Annotated in this window: 24 protein-coding genes; 17 read left to right on the top strand and 7 right to left on the bottom strand. The window is 65.9% G+C overall.

The window, feature by feature from the left end; all coding sequences use genetic code 11:
- Nucleotides 1-21: 21 nt before the first annotated feature.
- Together HRU92_RS01465 and rhaI are read left to right on the top strand one after the other, a co-directional pair.
- A complete protein-coding gene (locus tag HRU92_RS01465) occupies nucleotides 22-2,121 on the top strand; it encodes a bifunctional rhamnulose-1-phosphate aldolase/short-chain dehydrogenase (protein ID WP_172122713.1) in 2,100 nt (699 codons plus the stop codon).
- Between the two features lie 98 nt (nucleotides 2,122-2,219).
- Nucleotides 2,220-3,509: an L-rhamnose catabolism isomerase gene (rhaI, locus tag HRU92_RS01460; RefSeq protein WP_173087452.1), complete on the top strand. Its 1,290-nt coding sequence runs from the start codon at nucleotides 2,220-2,222 to the stop codon at nucleotides 3,507-3,509.
- On the opposite strand, the gene HRU92_RS01455 is transcribed toward rhaI, so the two are convergent.
- Nucleotides 3,506-4,405 carry a LysR substrate-binding domain-containing protein gene (locus tag HRU92_RS01455; protein ID WP_172122711.1) on the bottom strand — a complete coding sequence of 300 codons (900 nt, stop codon included), beginning with the start codon at nucleotides 4,403-4,405 and terminating at the stop codon, nucleotides 3,506-3,508. The two genes, rhaI and HRU92_RS01455, sit on opposite strands and share 4 nt — an antisense overlap.
- Before the next feature lie 117 nt (nucleotides 4,406-4,522).
- Here HRU92_RS01455 and HRU92_RS01450 point away from each other — a divergent pair, with 117 nt between their 5' ends.
- Together HRU92_RS01450 and ybaK are read left to right on the top strand one after the other, a co-directional pair.
- Nucleotides 4,523-4,708, top strand: a complete 186-nt coding sequence (locus HRU92_RS01450; RefSeq protein ID WP_172122710.1) for a hypothetical protein — start codon at nucleotides 4,523-4,525, stop codon at nucleotides 4,706-4,708.
- A gap of 41 nt (nucleotides 4,709-4,749) precedes the next feature.
- Nucleotides 4,750-5,223: a Cys-tRNA(Pro) deacylase gene (gene ybaK, locus HRU92_RS01445; protein ID WP_173087450.1), complete on the top strand. Its 474-nt coding sequence runs from the start codon at nucleotides 4,750-4,752 to the stop codon at nucleotides 5,221-5,223.
- Between the two features lie 63 nt (nucleotides 5,224-5,286).
- Here ybaK and HRU92_RS01440 read toward each other — a convergent pair whose 3' ends face one another.
- On the bottom strand, nucleotides 5,287-5,430 hold the full coding sequence (locus tag HRU92_RS01440; RefSeq protein WP_127752325.1) for a DUF1127 domain-containing protein: 144 nt from the start codon (nucleotides 5,428-5,430) through the stop codon (nucleotides 5,287-5,289).
- Between the two features lie 208 nt (nucleotides 5,431-5,638).
- Here HRU92_RS01440 and HRU92_RS01435 point away from each other — a divergent pair, with 208 nt between their 5' ends.
- From HRU92_RS01435 to HRU92_RS01425, 3 genes are read left to right on the top strand one after another with little or no spacing between them, the layout of a single operon-like run.
- Complete coding sequence (locus HRU92_RS01435; RefSeq protein ID WP_173087448.1) at nucleotides 5,639-7,912, top strand: heavy metal translocating P-type ATPase; 2,274 nt, start codon at nucleotides 5,639-5,641, stop codon at nucleotides 7,910-7,912.
- A complete protein-coding gene (gene cueR / locus HRU92_RS01430) occupies nucleotides 7,909-8,316 on the top strand; it encodes a Cu(I)-responsive transcriptional regulator (protein ID WP_127752323.1) in 408 nt (135 codons plus the stop codon). The genes HRU92_RS01435 and cueR overlap by 4 nt, the downstream gene beginning before the upstream one ends.
- A 1-nt stretch (nucleotide 8,317) precedes the next feature.
- Nucleotides 8,318-8,518: a heavy-metal-associated domain-containing protein gene (locus HRU92_RS01425; protein ID WP_127752322.1), complete on the top strand. Its 201-nt coding sequence runs from the start codon at nucleotides 8,318-8,320 to the stop codon at nucleotides 8,516-8,518.
- Nucleotides 8,519-8,560: 42 nt separating this feature from the next.
- On the opposite strand, the gene HRU92_RS01420 is transcribed toward HRU92_RS01425, so the two are convergent.
- Entirely contained in the window at nucleotides 8,561-8,911 is a 351-nt protein-coding gene (locus HRU92_RS01420) for a DUF305 domain-containing protein (protein WP_173087446.1), read from the bottom strand.
- A gap of 144 nt (nucleotides 8,912-9,055) precedes the next feature.
- Here HRU92_RS01420 and cobF point away from each other — a divergent pair, with 144 nt between their 5' ends.
- The 10 genes from cobF (at nucleotide 9,056) to treY (ending at nucleotide 19,151) form a co-directional block, all read left to right on the top strand.
- Nucleotides 9,056-9,793: a precorrin-6A synthase (deacetylating) gene (gene cobF, locus HRU92_RS01415; protein WP_173087444.1), complete on the top strand. Its 738-nt coding sequence runs from the start codon at nucleotides 9,056-9,058 to the stop codon at nucleotides 9,791-9,793.
- Between the two features lie 63 nt (nucleotides 9,794-9,856).
- Nucleotides 9,857-11,176 carry a precorrin-3B synthase gene (cobG, locus tag HRU92_RS01410; RefSeq protein ID WP_173087442.1) on the top strand — a complete coding sequence of 440 codons (1,320 nt, stop codon included), beginning with the start codon at nucleotides 9,857-9,859 and terminating at the stop codon, nucleotides 11,174-11,176.
- Nucleotides 11,173-11,805 carry a precorrin-8X methylmutase gene (locus HRU92_RS01405; protein ID WP_172122703.1) on the top strand — a complete coding sequence of 211 codons (633 nt, stop codon included), beginning with the start codon at nucleotides 11,173-11,175 and terminating at the stop codon, nucleotides 11,803-11,805. Before cobG ends, HRU92_RS01405 begins: the two co-directional genes overlap by 4 nt.
- Nucleotides 11,802-12,527, top strand: a complete 726-nt coding sequence (locus tag HRU92_RS01400; RefSeq protein ID WP_172122702.1) for a precorrin-2 C(20)-methyltransferase — start codon at nucleotides 11,802-11,804, stop codon at nucleotides 12,525-12,527. The genes HRU92_RS01405 and HRU92_RS01400 overlap by 4 nt, the downstream gene beginning before the upstream one ends.
- Nucleotides 12,524-13,285 carry a precorrin-3B C(17)-methyltransferase gene (locus HRU92_RS01395; RefSeq protein WP_172122701.1) on the top strand — a complete coding sequence of 254 codons (762 nt, stop codon included), beginning with the start codon at nucleotides 12,524-12,526 and terminating at the stop codon, nucleotides 13,283-13,285. Before HRU92_RS01400 ends, HRU92_RS01395 begins: the two co-directional genes overlap by 4 nt.
- Nucleotides 13,282-14,487, top strand: a complete 1,206-nt coding sequence (gene cbiE, locus HRU92_RS01390; RefSeq protein ID WP_173087440.1) for a precorrin-6y C5,15-methyltransferase (decarboxylating) subunit CbiE — start codon at nucleotides 13,282-13,284, stop codon at nucleotides 14,485-14,487. The genes HRU92_RS01395 and cbiE overlap by 4 nt, the downstream gene beginning before the upstream one ends.
- Nucleotides 14,484-15,254 carry a precorrin-4 C(11)-methyltransferase gene (gene cobM, locus HRU92_RS01385; RefSeq protein WP_172122699.1) on the top strand — a complete coding sequence of 257 codons (771 nt, stop codon included), beginning with the start codon at nucleotides 14,484-14,486 and terminating at the stop codon, nucleotides 15,252-15,254. Before cbiE ends, cobM begins: the two co-directional genes overlap by 4 nt.
- 5 nt (nucleotides 15,255-15,259) lie before the next feature.
- Nucleotides 15,260-16,102 (top strand): TIGR02587 family membrane protein, encoded by an 843-nt coding sequence (locus HRU92_RS01380; protein WP_172122698.1) that lies wholly within the window; start codon nucleotides 15,260-15,262, stop codon nucleotides 16,100-16,102.
- A gap of 12 nt (nucleotides 16,103-16,114) precedes the next feature.
- Nucleotides 16,115-16,528 carry a hypothetical protein gene (locus HRU92_RS01375; RefSeq protein WP_172122697.1) on the top strand — a complete coding sequence of 138 codons (414 nt, stop codon included), beginning with the start codon at nucleotides 16,115-16,117 and terminating at the stop codon, nucleotides 16,526-16,528.
- A gap of 103 nt (nucleotides 16,529-16,631) precedes the next feature.
- A complete protein-coding gene (gene treY / locus HRU92_RS01370; RefSeq protein ID WP_173087438.1) occupies nucleotides 16,632-19,151 on the top strand; it encodes a malto-oligosyltrehalose synthase in 2,520 nt (839 codons plus the stop codon).
- Here treY and HRU92_RS01365 read toward each other — a convergent pair.
- The 4 genes from HRU92_RS01365 to HRU92_RS01350 all read right to left on the bottom strand — a co-directional run bounded on the left by HRU92_RS01365 (nucleotide 19,148) and on the right by HRU92_RS01350 (nucleotide 23,674).
- Nucleotides 19,148-21,490, bottom strand: coding sequence for an EAL domain-containing protein (locus HRU92_RS01365; protein WP_173087436.1), 2,343 nt, complete (start codon nucleotides 21,488-21,490; stop codon nucleotides 19,148-19,150). The two genes, treY and HRU92_RS01365, sit on opposite strands and share 4 nt — an antisense overlap.
- A gap of 128 nt (nucleotides 21,491-21,618) precedes the next feature.
- On the bottom strand, nucleotides 21,619-22,095 hold the full coding sequence (locus HRU92_RS01360; RefSeq protein ID WP_172122694.1) for a glycosyltransferase: 477 nt from the start codon (nucleotides 22,093-22,095) through the stop codon (nucleotides 21,619-21,621).
- On the bottom strand, nucleotides 22,092-22,553 hold the full coding sequence (locus HRU92_RS01355; protein ID WP_173087434.1) for a glucuronosyltransferase: 462 nt from the start codon (nucleotides 22,551-22,553) through the stop codon (nucleotides 22,092-22,094). Before HRU92_RS01355 ends, HRU92_RS01360 begins: the two co-directional genes overlap by 4 nt.
- Nucleotides 22,550-23,674, bottom strand: a complete 1,125-nt coding sequence (locus HRU92_RS01350; RefSeq protein WP_172122692.1) for a glycosyltransferase family 4 protein — start codon at nucleotides 23,672-23,674, stop codon at nucleotides 22,550-22,552. Before HRU92_RS01350 ends, HRU92_RS01355 begins: the two co-directional genes overlap by 4 nt.
- Nucleotides 23,675-23,864 lie beyond the last annotated feature (190 nt).

Below are 23,864 nucleotides of genomic sequence, written 5' to 3'. Positions count from 1 at the left end.
GCCCGATCTGAGAGGAACCCCATGTCCGCCCCCGCCCCCAAGCGCCTCCAGAATTTATGGGATGATGCCAAGGCCGCCGCCATGAGCGAGCCCGAGCGGCTGGTTTACCGCTCCAACATTTTGGGCAGCGACAAGCGGGTCACCAATTATGGCGGCGGCAATACCTCCTCCAAGATCATGCAAAAGGATCCCCTCACCGGCGAGGTGGTCGAGGTGCTTTGGGTCAAGGGCTCGGGCGGGGACAGCGCCTCGATCAAGCTCGAAGGCTTTGCCACCCTGTATATGGACAAGCTGCGGGCTCTCAAGAACCTCTACCGCGGGGTCGAGTTCGAGGACGAAATGGTGGGCTATCTCCCCCATGCCACCTTCAACCTCAACCCGCGCGCCGCCTCGATCGACACCCCGCTCCACGCCTATGTGAACCATCCCTTTGTGGATCACATGCACCCCGACGCCATCATCGCCATCGCGGCTTCGAAAAACTCGCGCGAACTCACGCGCCAGATTTTCGGCGACACGATCGGCTGGCTGCCCTGGAAAAAGCCGGGCTTCGAGCTTGGCCTGTGGCTGGGCAAGTTCTGCGAAGAAAACCCCAATGCCAAGGGAGTGATCCTCGAGTCCCACGGCCTCTTCACCTGGGGCGACACCCCTCGGGAATGCTACGAAACCACCATCGCCATCATCAACCAGGCGATCGAGTGGTTCGAAGCGCAAACCGCGGGCAAGACCATCTTTGGTGGCGCGGCCGTCCAGGCTCTGCCGTCCGAACAGCGCCGCGCCATCGCCGCGCGCCTGATGCCGAAAATCCGCGGCTTCATTTCCGAAGACAGCCATAAGCTCGGCCATTTCGACGATTCCCCGGCCGTGCTGGAATTCGTCAACTCCAACAATCTGCGCCCGCTCGCGGCGCTGGGCACCTCCTGCCCCGACCACTTCCTGCGCACCAAAATTCGGCCTCTGGTGATCGATTTCGATCCTACCAACCCCGATATCGACGCCGTTATCGCCGGCCTTGGCGACCAGATCGCCGCCTATCGCGCCGACTACGCCGCTTATTACGAGCGCTGCAAGCACGACAATTCCCCGGCGATGCGCGACCCCAATGCCGTGGTCTATCTGATGCCGGGCGTGGGCATGTTCACCTTCGCCAAGGACAAGGCGACCGCCCGCATTTCGGGCGAGTTTTATGTCAACGCGATCAACGTCATGCGCGGCGCCTCGACCGTCTCTGAATACCAAGGCCTGCCCGAGCAGGAGGCCTTCGACATCGAATATTGGCTCCTCGAAGAAGCCAAGCTTGCGCGCCTGCCCAAGCCCAAGTCCCTGGCTGGCAAGATCGCGCTCGTCACCGGCGGCGCCGGCGGCATCGGCAAGGCCACCGCCGCCCGGCTGCTGCGCGAAGGCGCCTGCGTCGTCCTCGCCGATATCGACCAGGCCGCGCTAGACTCCGCCACCGCCGAACTGTCGGGCGCGTTCGGCACCGACTTTGTACGCCCCGTCAACATCAACGTCACCCGCGAAGACCAGGTGATCGCAGGATTTGCCCATGCCGTGGTGGAATTCGGCGGCCTCGACATCCTCGTCTCCAATGCCGGCCTCGCCTCCTCCGCGCCCATCGAGGACACGACGCTCGAGCTCTGGAACCGCAACATGGACATCCTGTCCACCGGCTATTTCCTCGTCTCGCGCGAGGCCTTCCGCCTGTTCCGCGCCCAAAAGATCGGGGGCAATGTGGTCTTTGTCGCCTCCAAGAACGGCCTAGCCGCTTCCCCCAATGCAGCGGCCTATTGCACCGCGAAAGCCGCCGAAATCCACCTCGCCCGCTGCCTTGCCCTCGAGGGCGCCGAAGCGCAGATCCGCGTCAATGTCGTCAATCCCGACGCCGTGTTGCGCGGCTCGAAAATCTGGGCCGGCGAATGGCTCGAACAGCGCGCCTCAACCTACAAGACCGACAAGGAGGGCCTCGAGGACATGTACCGCCAGCGCTCGCTGCTCAAACGCTCCGTCTTCCCCGAAGACATCGCCGAAGCCATCTATTTCTTTGCCAGCGAAGCCTCGGCTAAATCCACCGGCAACATCCTCAATGTCGACGCCGGCAACGCCCAGTCCTTTACGCGCTGATTCACGCAGAACAAAAACAACAAAACACGCGGCTCCTGCCCTTCCCTCCCCCTTGAGGGGCGGGACCGAGGGAGGGGGTCGCAGGGGAGGCACAACAAATGACCGATAACATCATCGACCCCACCGCGATCGAAGCCGACAACGCCAGACGCGAAGCCGATCTGCGGGCCGACTACGATTCACTCGGCGAGCGGCTCGACCGACGCGGCATCTCGATTGAGGCCGTCAAGCACAAGGTCGCCGCCTTCAACATCGCCGTGCCCTCCTGGGGCGTCGGCACCGGCGGCACCCGCTTTGCCCGCTTCCCCGGCCAGGGCGAGCCGCGCGATATCTTCGACAAGCTCGAAGACTGCGCCGTCATTGCCCAGCTGACCCAGGCCACCCGCACCGTCTCGCTTCACATCCCCTGGGACAAAGCCGATCCCAACCGCCTCAAGCAGGCTGCCAGCCGCTTCGGCCTCGGCTTTGATGCGATGAACTCCAACACCTTCTCGGACGCCCGCGGCCAGCTGCAAAGCTACAAGTTCGGCTCGCTCTCGGCGGCCGACCCGGCCACCCGGCAGCAAGCCATCGAGCACAATCTTGAATGCATCGAGATCGGCCAGACCCTTGGGTCCAAGGCCCTCACCGTCTGGATCGGCGACGGCTCCAACTTCCCCGGCCAGGTCAATTTCGCCACCCAGTTCGAGCATTATCTCGATGCCATGAAGGCGATCTATGCCGCCCTTCCCGCTGACTGGCGCGTCTACACCGAACACAAGATGTATGAGCCAGCTTTTTATTCAACGGTCGTGCAGGATTGGGGCACCAATTACCTCATCGCCACCGAACTGGGCGACAAGGCCTTCTGCCTCGTCGATCTCGGCCACCATGCGCCCAACACCAATATCGAAATGATCGTTTCGCGCCTCGCCCAGTTCGGCAAGCTCGGGGGCTTTCACTTCAACGACAGCAAATATGGCGACGACGACCTCGATGCCGGCTCGATCGATCCCTACCGCCTGTTCCTCGTCTTCAACGAGCTGGTGGATGCCGAAGCGCGCCACCCCGACTTTCGCCCCGCCCACATGCTCGACCAATCCCACAACGTCACCGACCCCATCGAATCGCTGATGCTGTCGGCCGCCGATGTGCAGCGCGCCTATGCCCAGGCACTCCTTGTGGATCGCGCGGCACTCGAACAGGCGCAGCAGGGCAACGACGCGCTGGGCGCCACCCAGGCCCTGCGCCTCGCCTATCGCACCGATGTGGAGCCGATCCTCGCCATGGCCCGCCTCGAAGCGGGCGGCGCCATCGACCTCCTCGGCGCCTACCGGGCCTCTGGCTATCGCGCCAAAGTTGCCGCCATCCGCCCGGCGGTGGAAGGCGGCTCGGGCGGCATCGTCTAGCTCTGCTCGAGCGCCCGCAGCGGCGCGGTCGCCTCGAGGATCCAGTCGCGAAAGGCGCGGATCTTGGGGTTGTTGCGCCGCGCTTCGGGGTAAACGAGATAGTAGTAGTGCCCGTCCCAGCCCACGGTCGAAAAGGGCTGCACCATACGGCCGGCGCGGATTTCCTCGGGGTAGAACTGGGGCGTCAGCATGGCGACGCCCCGCCCGGCCATCACGGCCACCGCTTCCATAGATTGAAAGCCCAGCCGGGCAAAGGGCCGCTCGGGCGCGGGCGGCACCGCCACCCCTGCCCGCTTGAACCAGGCCGCGACCCACGGGTCATCGGGGGTGATCTGGGGCACCCGCAGCAGATCGGCGGGTTCGCGCACCCCATATTCCTCCACCAGCCGCGGATGCAGCATCGGGGCATATTCCACCTTCGTCAGCCCATGCGCCACCAGTCCCGGCGCCATCCGCCCGGTGGCGCGGATCGCCACATCGATCTCGGTGCCGGCAAAATCGATGATCTCGGGCGCGCTTTCGATGCGCACCGCGATATCGGGATGCCCGACCTGGAACAGCCCGAGATTGGCCGCCAGCCACTGGCTGGCAAAAGTGGGCACCGCGCTGATCGCGAGCGTGGCGTCGACCCGTCCGCCCAGTTCGGCAAAAGCCGCCCGCAGCACCGCAAAGCCCTTGGCCACTTCAGGCGCCAGCTGCGCCCCGGTTTGGCTGAGCTCGATCCGGCGTGGCTTGCGCAGGAATAGGGGCGTGCCCACCCGCTCCTCGAGAATGCGGATCTGGTAGCTTACGGCGGCCTGGGTCATGCCCAGTTCCTCGGCTGCGCGGGTAAAGCTCAAATGGCGCGCCACGGCCTCGAAGGCGCGGATCGCCGGCAGGGGTGGCAACGGGGTCATGCATCAAACCTCCTTATGGAAGCCTTGGCAGCTTTAGTTGGAAGCGCGCCCACCCGCCAGCAATAATCGCGGCTATCTCGATCACCCCGGAGGCAGCCGCATAAGGCTGGTTATGCCATGAGTGTTGTTTCAAGCTGCGAAGAAGCGCGCGATCCGGCCCCGCGCCGCCCATGGAATCCGCTGCGCAACTGGTTGATCCGCCGGCGCCGGCGCCGCGTCACCCTCGATCTGCTCAACGCCTCGCCCCATCTGCTGCGCGACATCGGCGCCGAAACCATTCTGAGCGATCATTGTCCGCGCTAGGCCCGCTTGCCAGCCGATATGGGAGCGGTAAACTCGGCTCCATGTCCAAGACCACGCCCGCCACCGCAGCCCTCCTCAAAGCCGGCATCCCTTTCGAGCTCGCGACCTACGCTTACGATCCCGATGCCGAGCGGGTTGGTTTGCAGGCGGCCGAAGCCATGGGCGTCGATCCCGGCAGCGTGTTCAAGACGCTGATGTCGGAGGTGGATGGCAAGCCGGTCTGTGTTGTCGTCCCGTCGGACGGGGAAGTGAACATGAAAAAACTTGCCGCCGCCTTTGGCGGCAAGACCGCGCAGATGATGAAGCCGGCTGTGGCCGAGCGCCTCACCGGCTACAAGGTCGGGGGCATCAGCCCCTTTGGGCAGCGCAAGGCCGTGCCCACTTGCGTTGAGGAACTGGTTGCTCTGCAGGACCGGGTGTATCTCAATGGCGGCCAGCGCGGGCTGCAGATCAATCTGGCGCCGGACGATCTGGTCAGGGCCCTGGGCGGCAAGACCGCCGACCTCATCCGCTAGTTCCTGAAAAGACAAAAGGCGCCCAAGTGGACGCCTTCTTCTTCGACTGCTGCTGGAAAGAGCTTAGAAGCCCTTGCCCTGCGCAATGTTCTTGATGTCGCCCTTGGTAATGCCCAAATCATTGAGCTGGCGGGCGTCAAGCGAGTTCAGCTCGCGCAGGGTGCGCTGGTACTGGACATAGTTGCGGATCGACTGACGGATATTCATTTGCTGGGGTCCTCTCTTTTGCTGACCCCTATGTAGGGCGCCCCTCGGGTGCTGAGAACTGCGCCTTGCTGCACACCGGTTATGCACTGGGTGCAAACAAAATGAGCACCCGCTTCATTTTCCGTTCATTCCAGTGGCGCGAAAGCGGCAGAAGCCCTTGACCTTCCCATGATGGGAAGCCCTACATAAAGCTGGACGAGGTGAAAAAATGACCGACCAGGCACTCCAAACCCGACCAGTTTCCATCGATATCGAGGGCATGACCTGCGCTTCCTGCGTGGCGCGGGTGGAACGGGCACTGCTCAAGACCCCCGGCGTCAAGGCGGCTTCCGTCAATCTTGCCACCGAGCGCGCCACTGTCGAGCTGACCCCCGATGCGCAACTCGAGCCGGTTCTCGCGGCCATAACCAAGGCCGGTTACTCCGGGCAGCCCGCGCCCGAACAGCGCAGCAGCCATGCCGGCCACCACCATGACGAGGACGCCGCCGTGCTTCGGCGCGACGTGATCCTTGCCGCGGTTCTGACGGCGCCCATGTTCGTGCTCGAAATGGGCAGCCATCTGATCCCCGGCATGCATATGGCGGTGATGCACCTCGTGCCCACCCAGTGGCTCTACATCGCCTATTTTGTCATCACGACCATCGTGCTGTTTATCCCGGGCCGCCGCTTTTTTGCGCAAGGCATTCCGGCTCTGTTGCGCGGCGCGCCGGAAATGAACTCCCTCGTCGCCCTGGGCGCCGGCGCTGCCTATCTTTATTCCAGCGTCGTCACCTTTGCGCCCGGCCTGGTGCCTGCCACCAGCCGCTTTGTGTATTTCGAAGCGGCGGCGGTGATCGTGACCCTGATCCTTCTGGGTCGGTGGCTCGAAGCCCTGGCCAAGGGTCGCACCGGCGCCGCCATTGCCCGGCTGGTGCAGCAACAGGCCAAGACCGCCCAGGTGCAGCGCAATGGCGCCTTTGTGCAATTGCCCATCCAAGAAGTTGTTGTGGGCGATATCCTTCTGGTGCGTCCCGGCGAAAAGATTGCCGTCGATGGGGAGATCGTCAGCGGGCAAAGCCATGTCGATGAATCGATGATTTCGGGCGAGCCCATTCCCGTGGGCAAGGCCGAAGGCGCCAGTGTGGTCGGCGGCACGGTCAATGGCGAAGGCAGCTTCACCTTCCGCGCTACCAAGGTGGGCGCCGATACCATGCTGGCCCAGATCATCCGCATGGTCGAGGATGCCCAGGGCGGCAAGCTGCCCATCCAGGCGCTGGTCGATCGCATCACCTTCTGGTTCGTGCCGGCGGTGATGGCGGCAGCCCTCGCGACCTTTGTGGTCTGGCTGCTTTGGGGTCCCGAGCCCGGCTATCTCTATGGCCTCGTCAATGCCGTGGCCGTTCTCATCATTGCCTGCCCCTGCGCCATGGGTCTGGCCACCCCCACCTCGATCATGGTGGGCACCGGCCGGGCCGCTGAACTGGGTGTCCTGTTCCGCCGCAGCGAAGCGCTGCAAAGCCTGCGCGACGTCGAGATGATCGCCTTTGACAAGACCGGCACCCTGACCGAAGGGCGTCCGGTGCTGACCGATCTCGTGGTCGCCCCGGGCTTTGCCGAGGCCGAAGTGCTGGCCCTGATGGCGGCGGTGGAACATCACTCCGAACACCCCATTGCCCGCGCCATCGTTGCCGCTGCAACCGAGCGCGGCCTGCCCATCGCCGATGCCGAGCAGTTCGCGTCTTCGGCCGGCCATGGCATCAGCGGCGTCGTGGGCGCTCGTAAGGTGCTGGTCGGCAATGCTGGCCAGCTGCCCGATATCGACCAGACGCCCTTTGCCGATCAGCTCGCCGAACTGGCCGGCCAGGGCAAGACGCCCATTCTGGTTGGCGTCGATGGCAAGCTGGCGGCCGTTGCCGCCGTGGCCGATCGGGCCCGCCCCACCAGCAAGGCGGTGATCGCCGAACTGCACCGCATGGGCATCCGCACGGCCATGATCTCGGGCGACAACCAGCGCACGGCCCAGGCCATTGCCGACCAGCTCGGGATCGATGAAGTGCGCGCCCAAATCCTGCCCGCCGGCAAGGTCGATGCCATCAATTCGCTGCGCAGTGGCAATCGCAAGATCGCCTTTGTCGGCGATGGCATCAACGATGCGCCCGCCCTTGCCGCTGCCGATATCGGCATTGCCGTGGGCACCGGCACCGATGTCGCCATCGAAAGCGCCGATGTCGTTTTGCTGGGCGGCGATCTCAAAGGGGTGCTCAATGCCCTCACCATCAGCCGCGCCACCATGCGCAATATCGGCGAAAACCTGTTCTGGGCCTTCGCCTATAACGTGATCCTGATCCCGGTCGCCGCAGGCGTGCTGTATCTGAGCTTTGGTATCCTGCTGTCGCCCATGATCGGGGCTGGTGCCATGGCGCTTTCCAGCGTTTTTGTGGTGGGCAACGCCCAGCGGCTGCGCACCGTGCGCCCCGCGATCCTGCAAGGAGTGAACCCATGAATATCGGGGAAGCCGCCCAGGCCTCGGGCGTTTCGGCCAAGATGATCCGCTACTACGAATCCATCGGCCTCATCGAGCCGCCCGGGCGCACCGACAGCAATTACCGCGTTTATGACCCCGATCAGGTGCATGTGCTGCGCTTCATCAAGCGGGCCCGGACCCTCGGGTTTTCCGTCGAGGAAACCAGCCGCCTTCTCAGCCTCTGGCAGGACAAGAGCCGCGCCAGCGCCGAGGTCAAGGCGGTGGCATCGGCCCATATCGCCGACCTCGAAACCAAGATTGCCGAACTGCAGGGCATGGTCGGGACGCTCAAGCATCTCGTTCACTGCTGCGGCGGCGACGACCGGCCCAATTGCCCGATCCTGGATGATCTGGCCGGGCCGCAACCCGTGAAAGGACATTGAAATGAGCCAAACAACCACTCTGCGCGTCGAGGATATGAGCTGCGCCCATTGCGTGGGCACCGTGCGCAAGGCGCTCGAGGAAGCGCTCCCCGGCGCCGAGATCGCCGTTGATCTCGACACCCACCGCGTCAGCTTCACCGGCGACCGCGCCAAGGCGGAAGCTGCCATCCGCGAAGCCGGCTACACTCCCGAGCCGGCATAAACCCGAAGGGCCACACTCCTTTTTGAGCGTGGCCCTCTTTCCTTAGTGGCCGTGTTTGGCCAGCCATTCCTGCATCTGGGCGATCTCGCCTTCCTGATCGGCGATGATCTTTTCGGCCAGCGCCCGGATCTCGGGATCGCTGCCATGCTCGAGCACGATCTGCGCCATCTCCACCGCGCTTTGGTGATGTGGGATCATGCCGCGCACGAAATCCACATCGGCGTCGCCGCTATAGTCGAGGTCCATCGCCTCGTGCATGCGCATATTGGCCGCCTTGAAGGCTTCGGTTGCCGGGCTGTCGCCGGCAGCCATGCCATGGCCGGCATGATCCTGCGCCGCCACCGGCAGGCTCAAGGCCGCAGCCACGCACAGGGAAAGAGCCAGACACTTCATTTTCAAACCTCCTGATTGATCGGGGCACGAGCTATGCGGCGTTCCAACATGGGAAGGTCAAGCCCCGTTCCCCGTCCGCACGGACGCGGTGGCTTGTTCGCCCCGCCCCTTCATGCCATCTCCCCCACAGCCAGGAGAACGCGCGTGAAAACCATTATCCTTGTGGGCATCGGCACCGGCAATCCCGAGCACCTGACCGTGCAGGCGATCAATGCCCTCCAGCGCGCCGGCACCCTCTTCATCCCCGACAAGGGCGAGGACAAGGCCGAACTCGCCCAGGTCAGGCGCGAGATCTGCGAGCGCTATCTCGAGCAGCCCACGCTCGTGCCCTATCGCGTCCCCACCCGCCGCAACGGCTCCGATTACGGGCAGACCGTGGCCGAATGGCACGCCACGCTCGCCGGCATCTTCGCCGAGCTCATCGCCACCCATGTGCCCGATGGCGGCTCCTGCGCCTTTCTCGTTTGGGGTGATCCGGGGCTTTACGACAGCACCCTGCGCATCGTCGCGCAATTGCCCCAGCCGGAAACCTTCCACGTCGAAGTCATCCCGGGCATCACCTCCATCCAGGCGCTCACCTCGGCCCATGCCATTGCCCTTAATCGCATCGGCGAGCCCGTCAAGATCACCACCGGCCGCCGCTTGGTCGAATCGGGCCTTGGGGGCGACAGCGTCGTCATGCTCGACGGGCAAACCGCCTTTATCCATGCCGATCCGGAGCTCGAGATCTTCTGGGGCGCCTATCTCGGCACCCCCGACCAGCTCACCATTGCCGGCCGCCTGGGCGACGTGCGCGACACCATCGTCGAGACGCGCCGGGCCGCCCGCGCGCGCCATGGCTGGATCATGGACATCTACCTGTTGCGACAACGCGAACCATAGAGCGCTTTGTGCCGCCCGAGGGATCGTATAAGGACAGGGCTTCACGCATCACGAAGCCCGAACTTGCTCCAGCTGCTGCCCATCACTGATCCCATTGCGCCCGCGCGCCGCGGTGCCTGCCCCAGCCTGCGCCAGCCCATGGCAACCGGCGACGGGCTCCTCGCGCGCCTGCGCCTGCCCGAGCGGCGTGTCAGTCCCGCTCAGCTGGTCCGCATCGCCGAACTCGCCGCCCGGCACGGCAATGGCCAGCTCGAAATCACCGCCCGCGGCAATCTGCAGGTGCGGGGCCTTTCCGAGCATTCCGCGCCCCGCTTTGCCGAGGCCATCGAAGCGTTCCTGCCCATCGAAACCGGCCTCGTCGTGGAAACCCCGCCCCTTGCCGGCCTTGATCCCACCGAACACGCCGATCCGCGCCCCCTCGCAACCGCCATCCGCGTCGCGGCCGCCCCGCTCGCCCCCCGCCTCGGCCCCAAGGTCACCGTCGTGGTGGATGGCGGCGGCGCCATCACTCTGGCGCGCCTCGGCGCCGATCTGCGCCTCACCGCCCTCGATGCCGATCGCTGGCTGCTGGCGCTGGGCAAGACCCCGCTCGGCACCCTCGCGACCACCGCTGCGCTCCCCGCCACCAGCCTGATCCTGCAGCGCCTGGCCGAGCTGGGCCCCGCCGCCCGCGCCCGCGATCTCGATCCCGCCGCGATCCAGGCCGAACTCGCCACCCGGCTCTCCTCACCGGCCCCCCTTCCCGCGCCCCCGCCGCTCGCCGGCCTCATTCCCGTGCGCGATGGCGCGGCCCTCCCCGTCGCCCTGCCCTTTGGCAGCATCGCCGCCCCCGTGCTCGCCGCCCTCGCGCAGCACGCCACATCTGCCGGCATTACCGAACTGCGCCTTGCTCCTGGCCACGCCCTCCTCGCCCTGGGCGCCCCCACCGCGCTCGCCGCCTTCGGGCGCGCCGCCGCAGCGCTGGGCCTCCTCACCAATCCCGCCGATCCGCGCCTTGGTGCCCATGCCTGCATCGGCAATGAGGGTTGCGCCTCGGGCTTTGCCACCAGCCGCGCCTTGGCATCGCAGCTGCTCGACGCGCTCCCGACCCTCTTTGATGGCACCGCGACCCTCCATGTTTCGGGCTGCCCCAAGGGTTGCGCCCATCCGCGGCCAGCCGACATCACGCTCGTCGCCCAGCCCGGCGGCTGGGCGGTGGTGCTATCGGGCCGCGCCAGCGACGCACCCCTGCTCCTCATCCCCCATGCCGATGCCAGCGCGGCTTTTGCCCGCCTTGCCGGCCTTCTCCATGCGCATCGCGCGCCTGGCCAAACCAGCGCCGCGGTTCTGGCCGCGCTTGGCCCGGTGCGCATCGCCGCCGCTCTTGGACCCCACCTGCCATGATCGAATACGACTACATAAAAGCGGGGGACGCCATTTACCGGCAGTCCTTCGCCATCATCCGCGCCGAAGCGGATCTGCGCCGCTTCACCCCCGATGAGGCGGAACTCGCCGTGCGCATGATCCATGCCGCCGGCATGGTGGAAGCCGCCGAGCATTTCGAGTTTGGCCCTGGCTTTGTCGAGGCCGCCCGCGGCGCGCTCGAAGCCGGCGCCCCCATTCTATGCGATGCCGAAATGGTGGTGCGCGGCGTCACTGCGGCCCGCTTGCCCGCCAACAATCCGGTGCTCTGCACCCTGCGCGATCCGCAGACGCCCGTTATCGCCCAGGAGATCGGCAACACCCGCTCGGCCGCCGCGCTCCATCTTTGGGGCGAGCGCCTGGCTGGCGCCGTGGTCGCCATCGGCAATGCCCCGACGGCGCTGTTCCACCTCCTCGAACTGCTGCGCGACGGCGCCCCCCGCCCCGCCGCGATCCTGGGCATGCCCGTCGGCTTTGTGGGCGCCGCCGAATCCAAGGCCGCGCTCGCCGAACACTCCTATGGCGTGCCCTATGCCATCGTGCGCGGCCGCCTCGGGGGCAGCGCCATCACCGCTGCGGCGCTGAACGCGCTGGCAAGGCCCGGTCTATGACCGGCACCCTTTACGGCGTCGGCACCGGCCCCGGCGATCCTGAACTCCTGACCCTCAAGGCCGTGCGCGCCATCCAGGGCGCCGATGTGGTCGCCTATTTCGCCAAGTCGGGCAATCGCAGCAATGCGCGCGCCATCGTGGCCGATCTCCTTGCGCCCACCCAGCACGAGGAAGCCCTGCTTTATCCCGTCACCACCGAGATCGACCGCCACCACGCCGATTATCGCTCCGCCACCGCGCAGTTCTATGCCCAAGCGGCCGAGCGCATCGCCGCCCATCTCGATGCCGGGCGCAAGGTTGCGGTGCTGAGCGAAGGCGATCCGCTGTTTTACGGCTCCTATATGCATCTGCATGTGCGCCTCGCCCATCGCTACCCCACCGAGGTCGTGCCCGGCATCACCGCGATGTCGGGCTGCTGGTCGATGGCCGGCCTGCCGCTGGTGCAGGGCGATGATGTGCTGGCCGTCCTGCCCGGCACGCTCGAGGAAGCCGAACTCGAGCGCCGCCTCGGCGACACGCAGGGCGCCGTCATCATGAAGGTCGGGCGCAACCTGCCCAAGATCCGCCGCGCCATTGCCGCCGCGGGCAAGCTCGAAACCGCGGTTTATGTGGAGCGCGGCACGATGAGCAACGGCCAGTCCATGCGCCTGTGCGACAAGCCGGACGACACCGCCCCCTATTTCGCCCTGGTGCTGGTCCCCGGCTGGAGCGAGCGGCCATGACCGGCAAAATCAGCGTCGTCGGCCTCGGGCCCGGCAATCCCGACCAGATCACTCCCGAAGCGCTCAAGGCCGTGGCCGAAGCCCGGCTGTTCTTTGGCTATGGCCCCTATCTCGATCGTCTGTCGCTACGCCCCGATCAGCAGCGCGTCGCCTCCGATAACCGCGAAGAACTCGACCGCAGTCGTGCCGCCCTTCAGGCCGCCGCCGCGGGAGAAAAGGTCTGCGTCGTTTCAGGTGGCGATCCAGGCGTTTTCGCCATGGCCGCCGCCGTGTGCGAAGCCATCGAGGATGGCCCCGAGCCCTGGCGCCATCTGGAACTCGAAATCGTGCCCGGTGTCACCGCCATGCTCGCCGTCGCCGCTCGCATGGGCGCCCCGCTCGGCCATGATTTCTGCGCCATTTCCCTGTCCGACAATCTCAAGCCCTGGACCCTGATCGAGCAGCGCCTTCGCGCCGTTGCTGGCGCCGGGCTCGTAATCGCGCTTTACAATCCCATCAGCCGCGCCCGCCCCTGGCAGCTGGGCACCGCCTTTGCCATCCTGCGCGAAGTACTGCCCTGGAGCACCCCGGTGATCTTTGGCCGTGCCGCTGGCCGCCCCGACGAGATGCTGCGCCTTGTCACCCTGGCCGATGCCGATGCCAGCACCGCCGATATGGCCACTTGCGTCATCATCGGCTCGCCCGAAACCCGCGTTATCGAACGGCCCGGCCGCACGCCGATCGTTTATTCGCCCCGTTCCGCCGGGGGACCCCGATGAGCTGGCTGACCATTGTCGGCATCGGCGAAGACGGCATCGCGGGCCTCGGCGATGCGGCCAAAGCCGCCATCAGCCAGGCCGAACTGGTGTTTGGCGGCGAACGCCATCTGCGCCTTGCCGCCCCGTTGATCAGGGGCGAACAGCAAGCCTGGCTCAGCCCCTTCTCGCTGTCCGTCGATGCCGTGGTCGCCGCTCGCGGCAAGGCCGTCTGCGTGCTGGCTTCGGGCGACCCGTTTCAGTTCGGCGTCGGGGCCACGCTCGCCCGCCGCATCGACCCCGCCCGAATGCGGGTCCTGCCCCACCCTTCCGCCTTCACCCTAGCCGCGGCTCGCCTCGGCTGGCCCCTGGGCGAGATCACCACCCTGTCGCTGCATGGCCGCTCACAGGATCTGTTGCGCCCGCATCTGCAGCCCGGCGCGCGCATCCTGGCGCTCACGTCCGACGGCGATTCCCCTCTCCAGCTCGCCCAGCTGCTGCACGAGAGCGGCTTTGGCCTGTCCATCCTCACCGTGCTCGAAGCTCTGGGCGGCCCCGAGGAGCGCGTCCGATCCCAGCCCGCCAGCGCCTTCACCCTCGCCGACATCAATCCGCTCAATGTCGTGGCCATCTCGGTCGTCGCCCTGCCCGAAGCGCGCGTCCTGCCGCTGGTGCCCGGGCGCGACGATGCACTGTTCGAGCATGACGGGCAGATCACCAAGCGCGAGATCCGCGCCCTGACCCTCGCGACCCTCGCCCCGCGACAGGGCGAATTGCTTTGGGATATCGGCGCCGGCTCCGGCTCGATCGCCATTGAATGGCTGCTGGCCCATCCCACTCTCCGCGCCATTGCCATCGAAAGCCATCCCGAGCGTTGCGCGCGCATCAAGCACAACGCCGCCCAGTTCGGCGTGCCCGGCTTGCAGCTCGTTGAAGGCGCCGCGCCCGCGGCGCTGGAGGGTCTCGAGCCCCCGCACGCCATCTTCGTCGGCGGCGGCGGCAGCGATCCCGGCGCGCTCGAAACAGCGCGAGCGGCGCTCCGTTCCGGTGGCCGGCTCGTTGCCAACGCTGTCACCCTCGAAATGGAAGCCATTTTGCTCGCCCACCACGCCGCCCATGGCGGCAGCCTCACCCGCATCGAGCTCAGCCGCGCTTCTTCCATCGGCACCATGACCGGCTGGCGCCCGGCCATGCCGCTGCTGCAATGGTGCTGGAGCAAGCCATGACCGTCCACTTTATTGGCGCCGGTCCCGGCGCTGCCGATCTCATCACCGTGCGCGGCCGCGACCTCCTCGCCCGCTGCCCCGTCTGCCTTTATGCCGGCTCCATCGTGCCGCGTGAGATGCTCGATTACTGCACCCCCGGCACCCGGCTGGTCGACACCGCATCCCTTTCCCTCGATGACATCGAGGCCGAATACATCACCGCCCACGCGGCGGGCCTTGATGTGGCGCGGCTCCATTCGGGGGACCTCTCCATCTGGAGCGCCGTGGCCGAGCAGTTGCGTCGGCTCGATCGCCACGCCATCCCCTATATGCTCACCCCCGGCGTGCCCGCCTTTGCCGCGGCAGCCGCGAGCCTTGGGCGTGAGCTGACCATTCCGGCCCAGGCGCAAAGCCTGGTGCTGACCCGCGTTTCCGGCCGCGCCTCCCCCATGCCTGGGGGCGAAACCCTCGCCGCCTTTGGCGCCACGGGCGCGACGTTGGCCATTCACCTTGCCATCCATGCGCTCGAGCGGGTGGTCGCTGAACTCACCCCGCTTTACGGGCCCGACTGCCCCGTCGCCATTGTCGTGCATGCCTCCTGGCCGGGCGAACGCATTCTGCGCGGCACGCTGTCCACCATCGCCGCGCAAGTGGCCGACGATCCCATCGAGCGCACTGCCATCATCTTTGTCGGCCCCTCCCTTGCCAGCAACGATTTTCGCGACAGCGCCCTTTATGATGCCGACTACCAGCGCCGCTTCCGCGGCGGCCTGCCTGACGCGGGGTAAGCAGAATGAGCACAGCAGCGGCCAACAAGGCGGATGAGGGCGGCCAGGAGCTTCGCGATCTCGTCACCGGGCTTGGCCGTGCCTTTGGCGGGGCGCTGGTGTTCTCGCTCCCCATGCTGATGACCATGGAAATGTGGGAGCTCGGCTTTGCCATGGATCGCTGGCGCTTGCTGCTCCTGCTGGCCTCCAGCCTGCCCATGCTGATGTTCCTGTCCCATTATTCCGGCTTTGAGGCCACCTGGGGCTGGAAGGAGGATCTGCGCGATGTCGCCCTTGCCTATGGCATTGGCCTCGTCAGCACCACGATCCTGCTCGCCGTGCTCGGGGTTATCGGGCCGGGCATGAACCCGCCCGAGCTTGTGGGCAAGATCGTCATCCATGCCATTCCCGCCGCTCTCGGCGCCCTGCTCGGCCGCAGCCAGTTCGGGCAAAGCGAGGACGAGGAGGAGGAGCGCGAACAGAGCTATGGCAGCGAATTGGGGATCATGGCCGCCGGCTCGCTCTATCTCGGGCTCAATGTTGCCCCCACCGAGGAAATGATCCTCATCGCCTTTCGCATGACTGATTGGCAGTCGCTGGCGCTGATCGCCCTGTCGCTGCTGCTCATGCACGGCTTTGTTTTTGCATCCGAGTTCAAGGGCAGCGAAGCGACCCCCGACACGCCCTGGTGGAGCGCCTTTTTGCGCTTTACCGCCGTGGGCTATGCCATCGCGCTCGCCATCTCCTGCTATGTGCTCTGGACCTTTGGCCGCTTCGATGGCCTCTCCTTCAGCACCGCACTAGGGGTTCTGGTGGTGCTGGGCTTTCCCGCCGCCATTGGCGCCGCCGCCGCGCGGCTGATTTTGTAAGGGGCTCCCGCCGTGTCCGACCAAGCCAGCAACCAGCCCCCATCCCCCGCCGCCCGCAAAGCGGGCACCATCGAGTGGATCCTGGCCGCCCTGTCGGCCCTCGTTATTCTGGGGCTGGCCAGCTTTCTGCTGGTGGAAGCCCTGACCAAGACCGGCAGCCATCCCGAGCTCACGCTGCGGCTCGATGCCGTTCGGCAAACGTCCGATGGCTTTGTCGCTGATGTCACCGTGCTCAATCTCGGCCACGCCACCGCTGCGGAAGTGGGCATCGAAGGCACTGTGGGTTCGGGGCAAGACGCCGTGAGCGGCAGCGTGACCCTTGATTACGCCCCCGCCCAGTCGCAAAGCCCGGTGGCGCTGGTGTTTGACCGCCCGGTCACCCCCGACAATCTCACGCTCAGAGTGCTAGGTTATCGCGATCCCTGAGCGGGGAACAAAGGTTGGCAAGGGCCGTTGACCGGGGCACTTTCCCCGGCCCCGCGGCCCCTTCACCGACGCGCGCCCTCCGCGCCGCCAGCAGTTGAGCCCCATGAGCGATAGTTCCACCACTCCTCTTTCCACCTATCGGCTGCAGTTGAACAAGGGCTTCACCTTCGCCCACGCCAAGGCTCTCGTGCCCTATCTCGCCGATCTGGGCGTCAGCCACGCTTATCTCTCCCCTATCCTCAAGGCGCAGCCGGGCAGCACCCACGGCTATGACACGGTCGATCACACGCTGATCAATCCCGAGATCGGCACGATCGAGGAGTTCCGCGACCTCGCCCAGACCCTGCGGGCCGCCGGCCTCGGCATCCTCCTTGATTTCGTGCCCAACCATATGGGCGTGGGTGGCGCCGATAACTGGCTTTGGCTCGATGTGCTCCGCCACGGCCCCGGCAGCCAATATGCCGACTGGTTCGACATCAACTGGGCCCCCGCCAACCCGGCGCTCGAGGGCAAGCTGATGGTCCCGTTCCTCGGCACGTCCTACGCCCAGGCGCTTGAAGCGGGCGAGATCGTGCTCAAGGCTGACAGCGATGGCCTCGCCGTCTGGGCGCACGGCACCCACAAGCTCCCCCTCCGCCCCGAGGACGAAGCGCAGCTCCTCGCCCATTACGGCGCCCCCGAAGCTGCCATCGCCGCCCTCAACGGCGAGCCGGGCCATTTCGGCAGCTGGGCCGCCCTCGATAGCCTCATTGCCACCCAGCACTGGCGGCTCGTCCATTATCTCGCCGCCGCCGACGACATCAACTATCGCCGCTTTTTCATCAATTCCGACCTCGGCGCCATCCGCATCGACCGGCCCGACGTGTTCGACCACGCCCACGCCCTGATCTTTGGCCTCGTCGCGGAAGGCCACGTCGACGGCCTGCGGATCGACCATGTCGATGGCCTGCTTGATCCCAAGGGCTATCTCGAAGACCTGCGCGCCGCATCCCCGCGCCCCATCTATCTGCTGATCGAAAAGATCCTCGCCCCGCACGAGGATCTGCGCGCCGATTGGCCCGTCGAGGGCACGACGGGCTACGAGTTCGGTGCCCTCCTTACCCGCGTCCTCACCAATCCCGCCGCCGAAGCACCGCTTTCCGCCACCTACGAGCGCTTCGAGGGCGATGTCGTCGACCCCGTCACCGAAGCCTATGAGTGCAAGCTGCGCGTCATGGACAATGAGCTCGCCGCCGAGCTCTTCAGCCTCGCCCACCGCGTATTCCTTGTCGCCCAGTCCGTGCCGCAAACCCGGGACCTGACGCAGAACGCCATCCGCAAGGGCCTGCGCGAGATCATCGCCTGGCTGCAGGTTTATCGCACATATATCGATGGCCCCCAGGCCGACGAGCGCGATATCCGCGAGATCAACTATGCCGTTGCCAAGGCGCGCCGGTCGCAGCCCTTTTTCGATCCCTCGCTTTTTGACTTTCTCGGCCAGTTCCTCACCGCCGGGCTGCCGCATCAGTATGATCCCTCCGAGACCCTGGGCGCGCTCGGCAAGTTCCAGCAATATACCGGCCCGGTGATAGCCAAGGGCCTCGAAGACACGGCGCTTTATCGCTTCAACCGGCTGGTGTCGCTCAACGAAGTGGGCGCGCATCCGCAAAATTTCTCAGTCGGCATCGATGCCTTCCACGATGCCAATCGGCGCCGGCTCGCCCATCACCCCGCCACCATGCTGACCACCTCGACCCACGACACCAAGCGTGGCGAGGACACCCGTGCCAATATCGGCGCCATCGCCGATCACCCCGAAATCTGGGATGCCGCCGTGTTCGGCTGGCGCGACCAGCTCGCGAACAGCACCGAGCCGGCCATCGACAACAACGACATCTACCTCTTCCTGCAACTGCTGCTGGGCGGCTGGCCCCCCGCCGATAGCAGCGAGTCCCCCTCGCTCGCTACCCTCACCGAGCGCCTGCAGGCCGCCATGCTCAAATCGGTGCGCGAAGCGCGGCTCCACAGCGATTGGAGCGTCAACAACCCAGCCTATGAGCAAGCCATTCAGGACTTTGTCGCGGCAGCGCTGCGCAACGAGGCGTTCCTTGCGAGCTTCCGGCAGGTGCAGCAGCAGCTCGCCGATATCGGCCGGCGCAAAAGCCTGATCCAGGCGGCGCTCAAGCTTTCCGTCCCCGGCGTGCCCGATATCTATCGCGGCGCCGAAGATTGGGAGCAAAGCTTTGTGGACCCCGACAACCGGCGCGATCTCAACTTTGCGGGATTGCGCGAGCGGCTGACGCGGGTTGCCGCTGGCCCGGGCGCCGCGGGCGACGACAAGATCGTGCTGACAAGGGCGCTCCTGCAGTTGCGCAAGGCCCATCCCGAGCTCCTGCTCCGGGGCAACTATGAGCCCCTCGCCACCGGCAGCGAGCAGGTGCTCGGCTTTGCCCGCAGCCATGGGAGCGAGCGCCTTGTCGTGATTGCCGATCTGTCGCCGGGCCATGGCGGCCAGGCTGCAGCAGGGGTGGCCCTGCCGCCCGGTCAATACCGCGACGCCATGACCGGCCAACCCGTAGCTGGCACGGCCGGGGCCGCCGGCTCGCTGGCGAAGCACGGCTTTGCCGTGCTGATCGGCGCCTAGGCGCTGGCGGCCTGCGGCAAAGGCAGGTTTGTTTCCACCAATGCGCGCATGGTCGGCCCGTCAACGGGCCGGCCGAAATAATAGCCCTGCCCGATAGAGCAACCCATTGCCGCAAGCGCGCTGGCCGCGGCTTCGTCCTCGATGCCTTCGGCTACGGTGGTTTTGCCCAGGCTGCGGCCCAGCCCGATAATGCTGGCAACGATCACGTCGCCCGCCGCCCCATCGCCCATGGCGCGCACAAAGCTCTGGTCGATCTTGAGTTTGTCGAAAGGCAGGTCCTTGAGATAGCTCAGCGAACTATAGCCCGTGCCGAAGTCATCCAGCGCCACATCGACCCCGATCCCCTTGAGCGCGGCAAAGGTGCGGATGATCCCGCCGATCCCCGCAACAAGACTGCTTTCCGTGATCTCGATATCAAGCCGTTTCGGCGGCAGGCCCGAAAGGACCAGCGCGCCTGCCACCATCGCCGGCACATCCGACAATTGCAGCTGCACCGGCGAGACATTGACCGACATCCGCCCTTCCCAGGGCCAGGCCATCGCCTGGCTGCACGCTTCCTCGAGGATCCAGCGCCCGAGATCGACGATAAGACCGGTTTCTTCGGCAAGGGGAATGAACTGGGCCGGGGAAATCATCCCCAGTTGCGGATGGCGCCAACGCAGCAGCGCCTCAGCCCCTACAATGGTGCGGGTGCGCAGGTCGATCTGGGGCTGGAACACCACTTCGAGCTGCCCGTCTTCAACGGCATGGCGCAGATCGAGATCGAGCTGGCGCCGCTCCTCGAGCTGCTGCTGGTCGGTCGGGCTATAGCCCACAAAGGGGGCGCGCTCCGCATCGGCTTGCAGCAGCGCCGTTTCGGCTTGGTTCAGCAGGTCGTCCACGCTGAGCGGGCCAGCCGAATAACCGCATCTGACCTCGACATGGATGCGGTGACCGATCGTGTCATAGATCCCGCCGAGCCGGGCCGAAAGGCTGCGGCAGGCCTCGTCCATCACCGCCATGTCTGGGCGCTCCAGCCGGTAGGCCCAGGCAAAACTATCGTCCGCCACATAGCCGACCAGCCCCGGCACTTGGCCGGACAGGCGCTCCCCGATGGCGTGCAGCAGGCTGTCGGTCACTTCGTGCCCAAGCGAAGCGCGCAACAGGTTGAGGCGCTGCACCCGCACCAGGATCACGGCCTTGGGCGCAAAGCCCCATGGCGCGGCCGCCTCGATCAGCCCGGCGCGCGAGAGTGCCCCGGTGGTCTGGTCATGGCGCGCCAGATGGCTCAGCCGGCGCAGGGCGGCGATGCGACCCCGATATTGGATAAAGGCCTCGTCCACGACAGCCAGCACCAGCAACACCACGATGCCGCCATGGAAAAAGCCGGTATCAAAACTCACCGCCATGGTGCGGTAGGTCACGAGCGCCGCCACTTCCCAAACGGCACCGAGCCCGGCCGCAAGGAGCCCGATCTGCCACAACCGCAACCGCGAGCGCAGAAACAGCAGGGCCAGCGCCATCAGGACGAGCGCAATAGCAGAGGGGCCAAGCCGCAAATCGGTGATGATGCGCCCCGATTTGAGTGTCTCGACGGCAACGGCCTGCAACACCGGCCCCGCGACAATGCCGAAACGGGGAATGGAAAACAGGTCGCGCAGTTCAATGGCGCTCGCGCCGATGATCACCTGCTTGCCCTGCAGCAGTGTCGGATCGGCCCGTCCCGCCAGCACATCGGCAAAGGGGATGCGTGGAATGGTGCGCGCATCGATGCTGAAATCGATGTTGACGCTGCGCGGCAGGGCTTGCCCACTCGGAACCAGTTCCACCGGCAGCGCCCGTACCTCACCCTGATCCGTTTCGACGCGCGACAGAAATGACTTGGCCTGCCCCGATGAATCGAGAAATACGTTGACCAGCACTGGGCTTGCTTGCTCCAGCAAGGGCCCCATGGGCATGGACAGGGCGAGTTCCCCCTCTGCCCCACTCAACTGCTGGAACGCCGCAAGATAGGCGTAGCCACCAGCGCGCTCGAGTGCTTGGGCCAGTTGCTGATCCTCGGCCGGCGTGCTGGCGCTGCTGAAATCAATATCGAAGGCCACCTCGGCGGCTCCGACCTCGACCAGCCGATCCAGCGCCTGGGCGTAAAGGCTGCGCGGCCAGGGCCAAACGCCGATCTCGGCCAGGCTTTCGCTGTCGATATCGACCACCACCGTGCTGCCGCTGGCCGGCATGGCGTTGAGCGCCAGCCTTACATCGCGCAAGCCGGCATCGATGGAGCGCAAGCCGCCGCCGGCTGCCAGCGCATAAAGCAGCACCAGGCAGGCCAAAGTGACCCCAAATCGAACCGCTGCGCCCATCAGGGGTCTCCAAGCCGTCCCCAACCATGCCACAGGGTCGCTGATAGCAGGTTAACCGGCGCCGCCCCGGCTTGGCTTAGGGCTAGGCAAAGCGGGGGAGCGGTCCTGCGCCACAAAGGTGCAGCGGGCTAACTCCATCGGCGCAATTGCTGGCGCAGCCCCTCAATCAAGCCTTGCCGGTTGTCTGCGTCGTCCTCGTTGCCCGAGGGCAGCAATGGCTGGCCAAGCAAGTCGGCCAGTTCCGCTGTTTGGCGCGCAACATAGATGCCGGGCCGCCCTTCAAGTTCGGAGCAGGTTGCCAGCTGGTGGTCGTTGCGATGTTCACCCAGCCCGGCGCGCCGGGGCACGAGGATGATCGGCTTGCGCCAGCGCTGTGCCATCAGCACCGTGCCTATCCCGGCATGGGCCACGATCGTGCTCGCGGCAGCAAAACGGCGGGCGAACTCGTCGGACGCAAGCAAAGGGGCCCATTCCATGTTGCTGGGCAAGTGTGCCGCGCGGCCGACTTGCCCGAACACGGGTACGCCAAGGCTCGGCGCCAGCTCGTCCACGGCCGCGACCAGCCGGTCAAAGGGTAGCTGGGTTCCAACTGTCACGAGGATCACAGCATTCGCCCCAGGAACTTGGTGCGGCCCCCGTCTGCCAGGTGCTCCCATTGGCTGCAATGGAGCTGCACAAAGCGCCGCGCCAGCCAGCCGCTCATGCTCAGACGCTCGGCATTGGCGACACTGTCCACCCACACAGTGGGCACGCCCAGCAGTCGCCCCGCCAGCAGCACCAGGAGGCCTGGCCCCGCTCCGGTGCTGACAATCACCGCTGGCCGCAGCCCCCGCACCAGCAGCAGCGCTTCCCAAAGGGCGGGTAAGGCGAGCCAAGGCTGGGTGCGGTTGACCTCGCGCAGCCTCAGGCTGGTTCCGCCATCGGCCGGCCGGCTCTCGGCCACTGTGCTGGCATAAACCACGTCGAAATCGGCAAACGCCTCTCCAAGCAACAGCAATTGCTGCCAATGGCCTCCGCTCGACGATACGGCCAGCAGCCTTTTGCGGGAGCCGGGCTCGCTCATCTGGTCGCGCCTTCCCAGGCCACGGACGAATGCGCCTGTTGGCCGAGTAAAGGCTGCAACAACTCACGGTAATCCGCCACCATCTGCGCTTCGCTGCGCACCCGTGACGCTAACTGCGCCCGCAGCTGCTGGTGTCGCGCGGGATCGCGCAACAGTTCGGCAATGGCGCGCGCCACATCATCGGCGTCCTGCGGGTCGCAGGTAACACCCGCCAGTTCGCCGATCGGGGTCTTGATCACCTCTCGTTGCACCGCAATGTCACTGACGACAATCGGCGTTCCGGCACGCACCGCATCCAGCAGTGCGAGGCTCTGCCCTTCAAAGAAACTGATCTGCACAAAGGCGTCGCAGGCAAAGGTCAGGTCGACCACGTCGTGATGATCCAGATGCCCCAGCAGATGCACCCGCTCGGCCACACCCAACTGTTGCGCAAGCTGGCGCACCTCCTCGCGCAGGGGGCCATCACCGGCCAGCGCCAGAGCTATGCCCTCAAGTCGCGCCACTGCCTTGACGGCCGTCAGCACATTCTTCTGCCGCGCCAACCGCCCCGCCATGAGCACGACCGACCTATCCGCCGGCAGGCCGAACCGGGCAAAACACTGCGCCCGGCCCATCGCGGGCGGCACCTCTGCCACGCCGTTGGCGATCACCCGCAGCGGCGCGCGACAAGCCTTGGAATGCCCGGCAAAACTATCCGCCACCGCCTGGGACACACAGACGATCTGCCGGTATCCACCCAGCCCCCCGACCATCCGGTCCAGCCAGCGCACGATGCGCCCGTTGTCCCGATACGGGCTGTGGTGGGTCACGATTACCGGCGTGCCGGTGAGCAGGCTTACGAGCCCCGCCGCGACCCCCGCCAGCGGCATCACCGTCACCACCGCAGCGGGGCGCTCGCGCAGCACCAGCCGCAGCAATCGGAACACCGCCCCCGCATAATCCAGCGGCGACATCTGCCGCTTGCACACGAGCACCTGCTCATAAGCTCCCGGCTGCGAGATGAACGCCTGGTAGAGCGCCGCGCTGCGGCAAGTCTGCCCCCCGGCCTCGAGCCCTGCCCGCAACGATCCAATGAAATTTGTGATCCCGCCCTGCGTGTCATGCCCGCTCAGCAGCAACAAGCCTTTTTCAGCACCACCACGACGGACAGCAGTTACGTGGGAGCACGCTCCAGTAGAATTTTTTGAATCCGGCGACCAGCATCTAGATGCTTGTGCAGCGGCACCTGCAATTAACCTGCGATAACTCGAACCAGAACCGCCGGACACACCCAACAACTTATATCCTGCTTGAACTCATCAGCACCGCAGA

The organism is Devosia sp. 1635 (assembly GCF_013185955.1).
GTDB lineage: Bacteria > Pseudomonadota > Alphaproteobacteria > Rhizobiales > Devosiaceae > Devosia.
The sequence above is the reverse complement of the archived record's forward strand: the minus strand, read 5'-3'. Positions and strand labels throughout refer to the sequence as shown.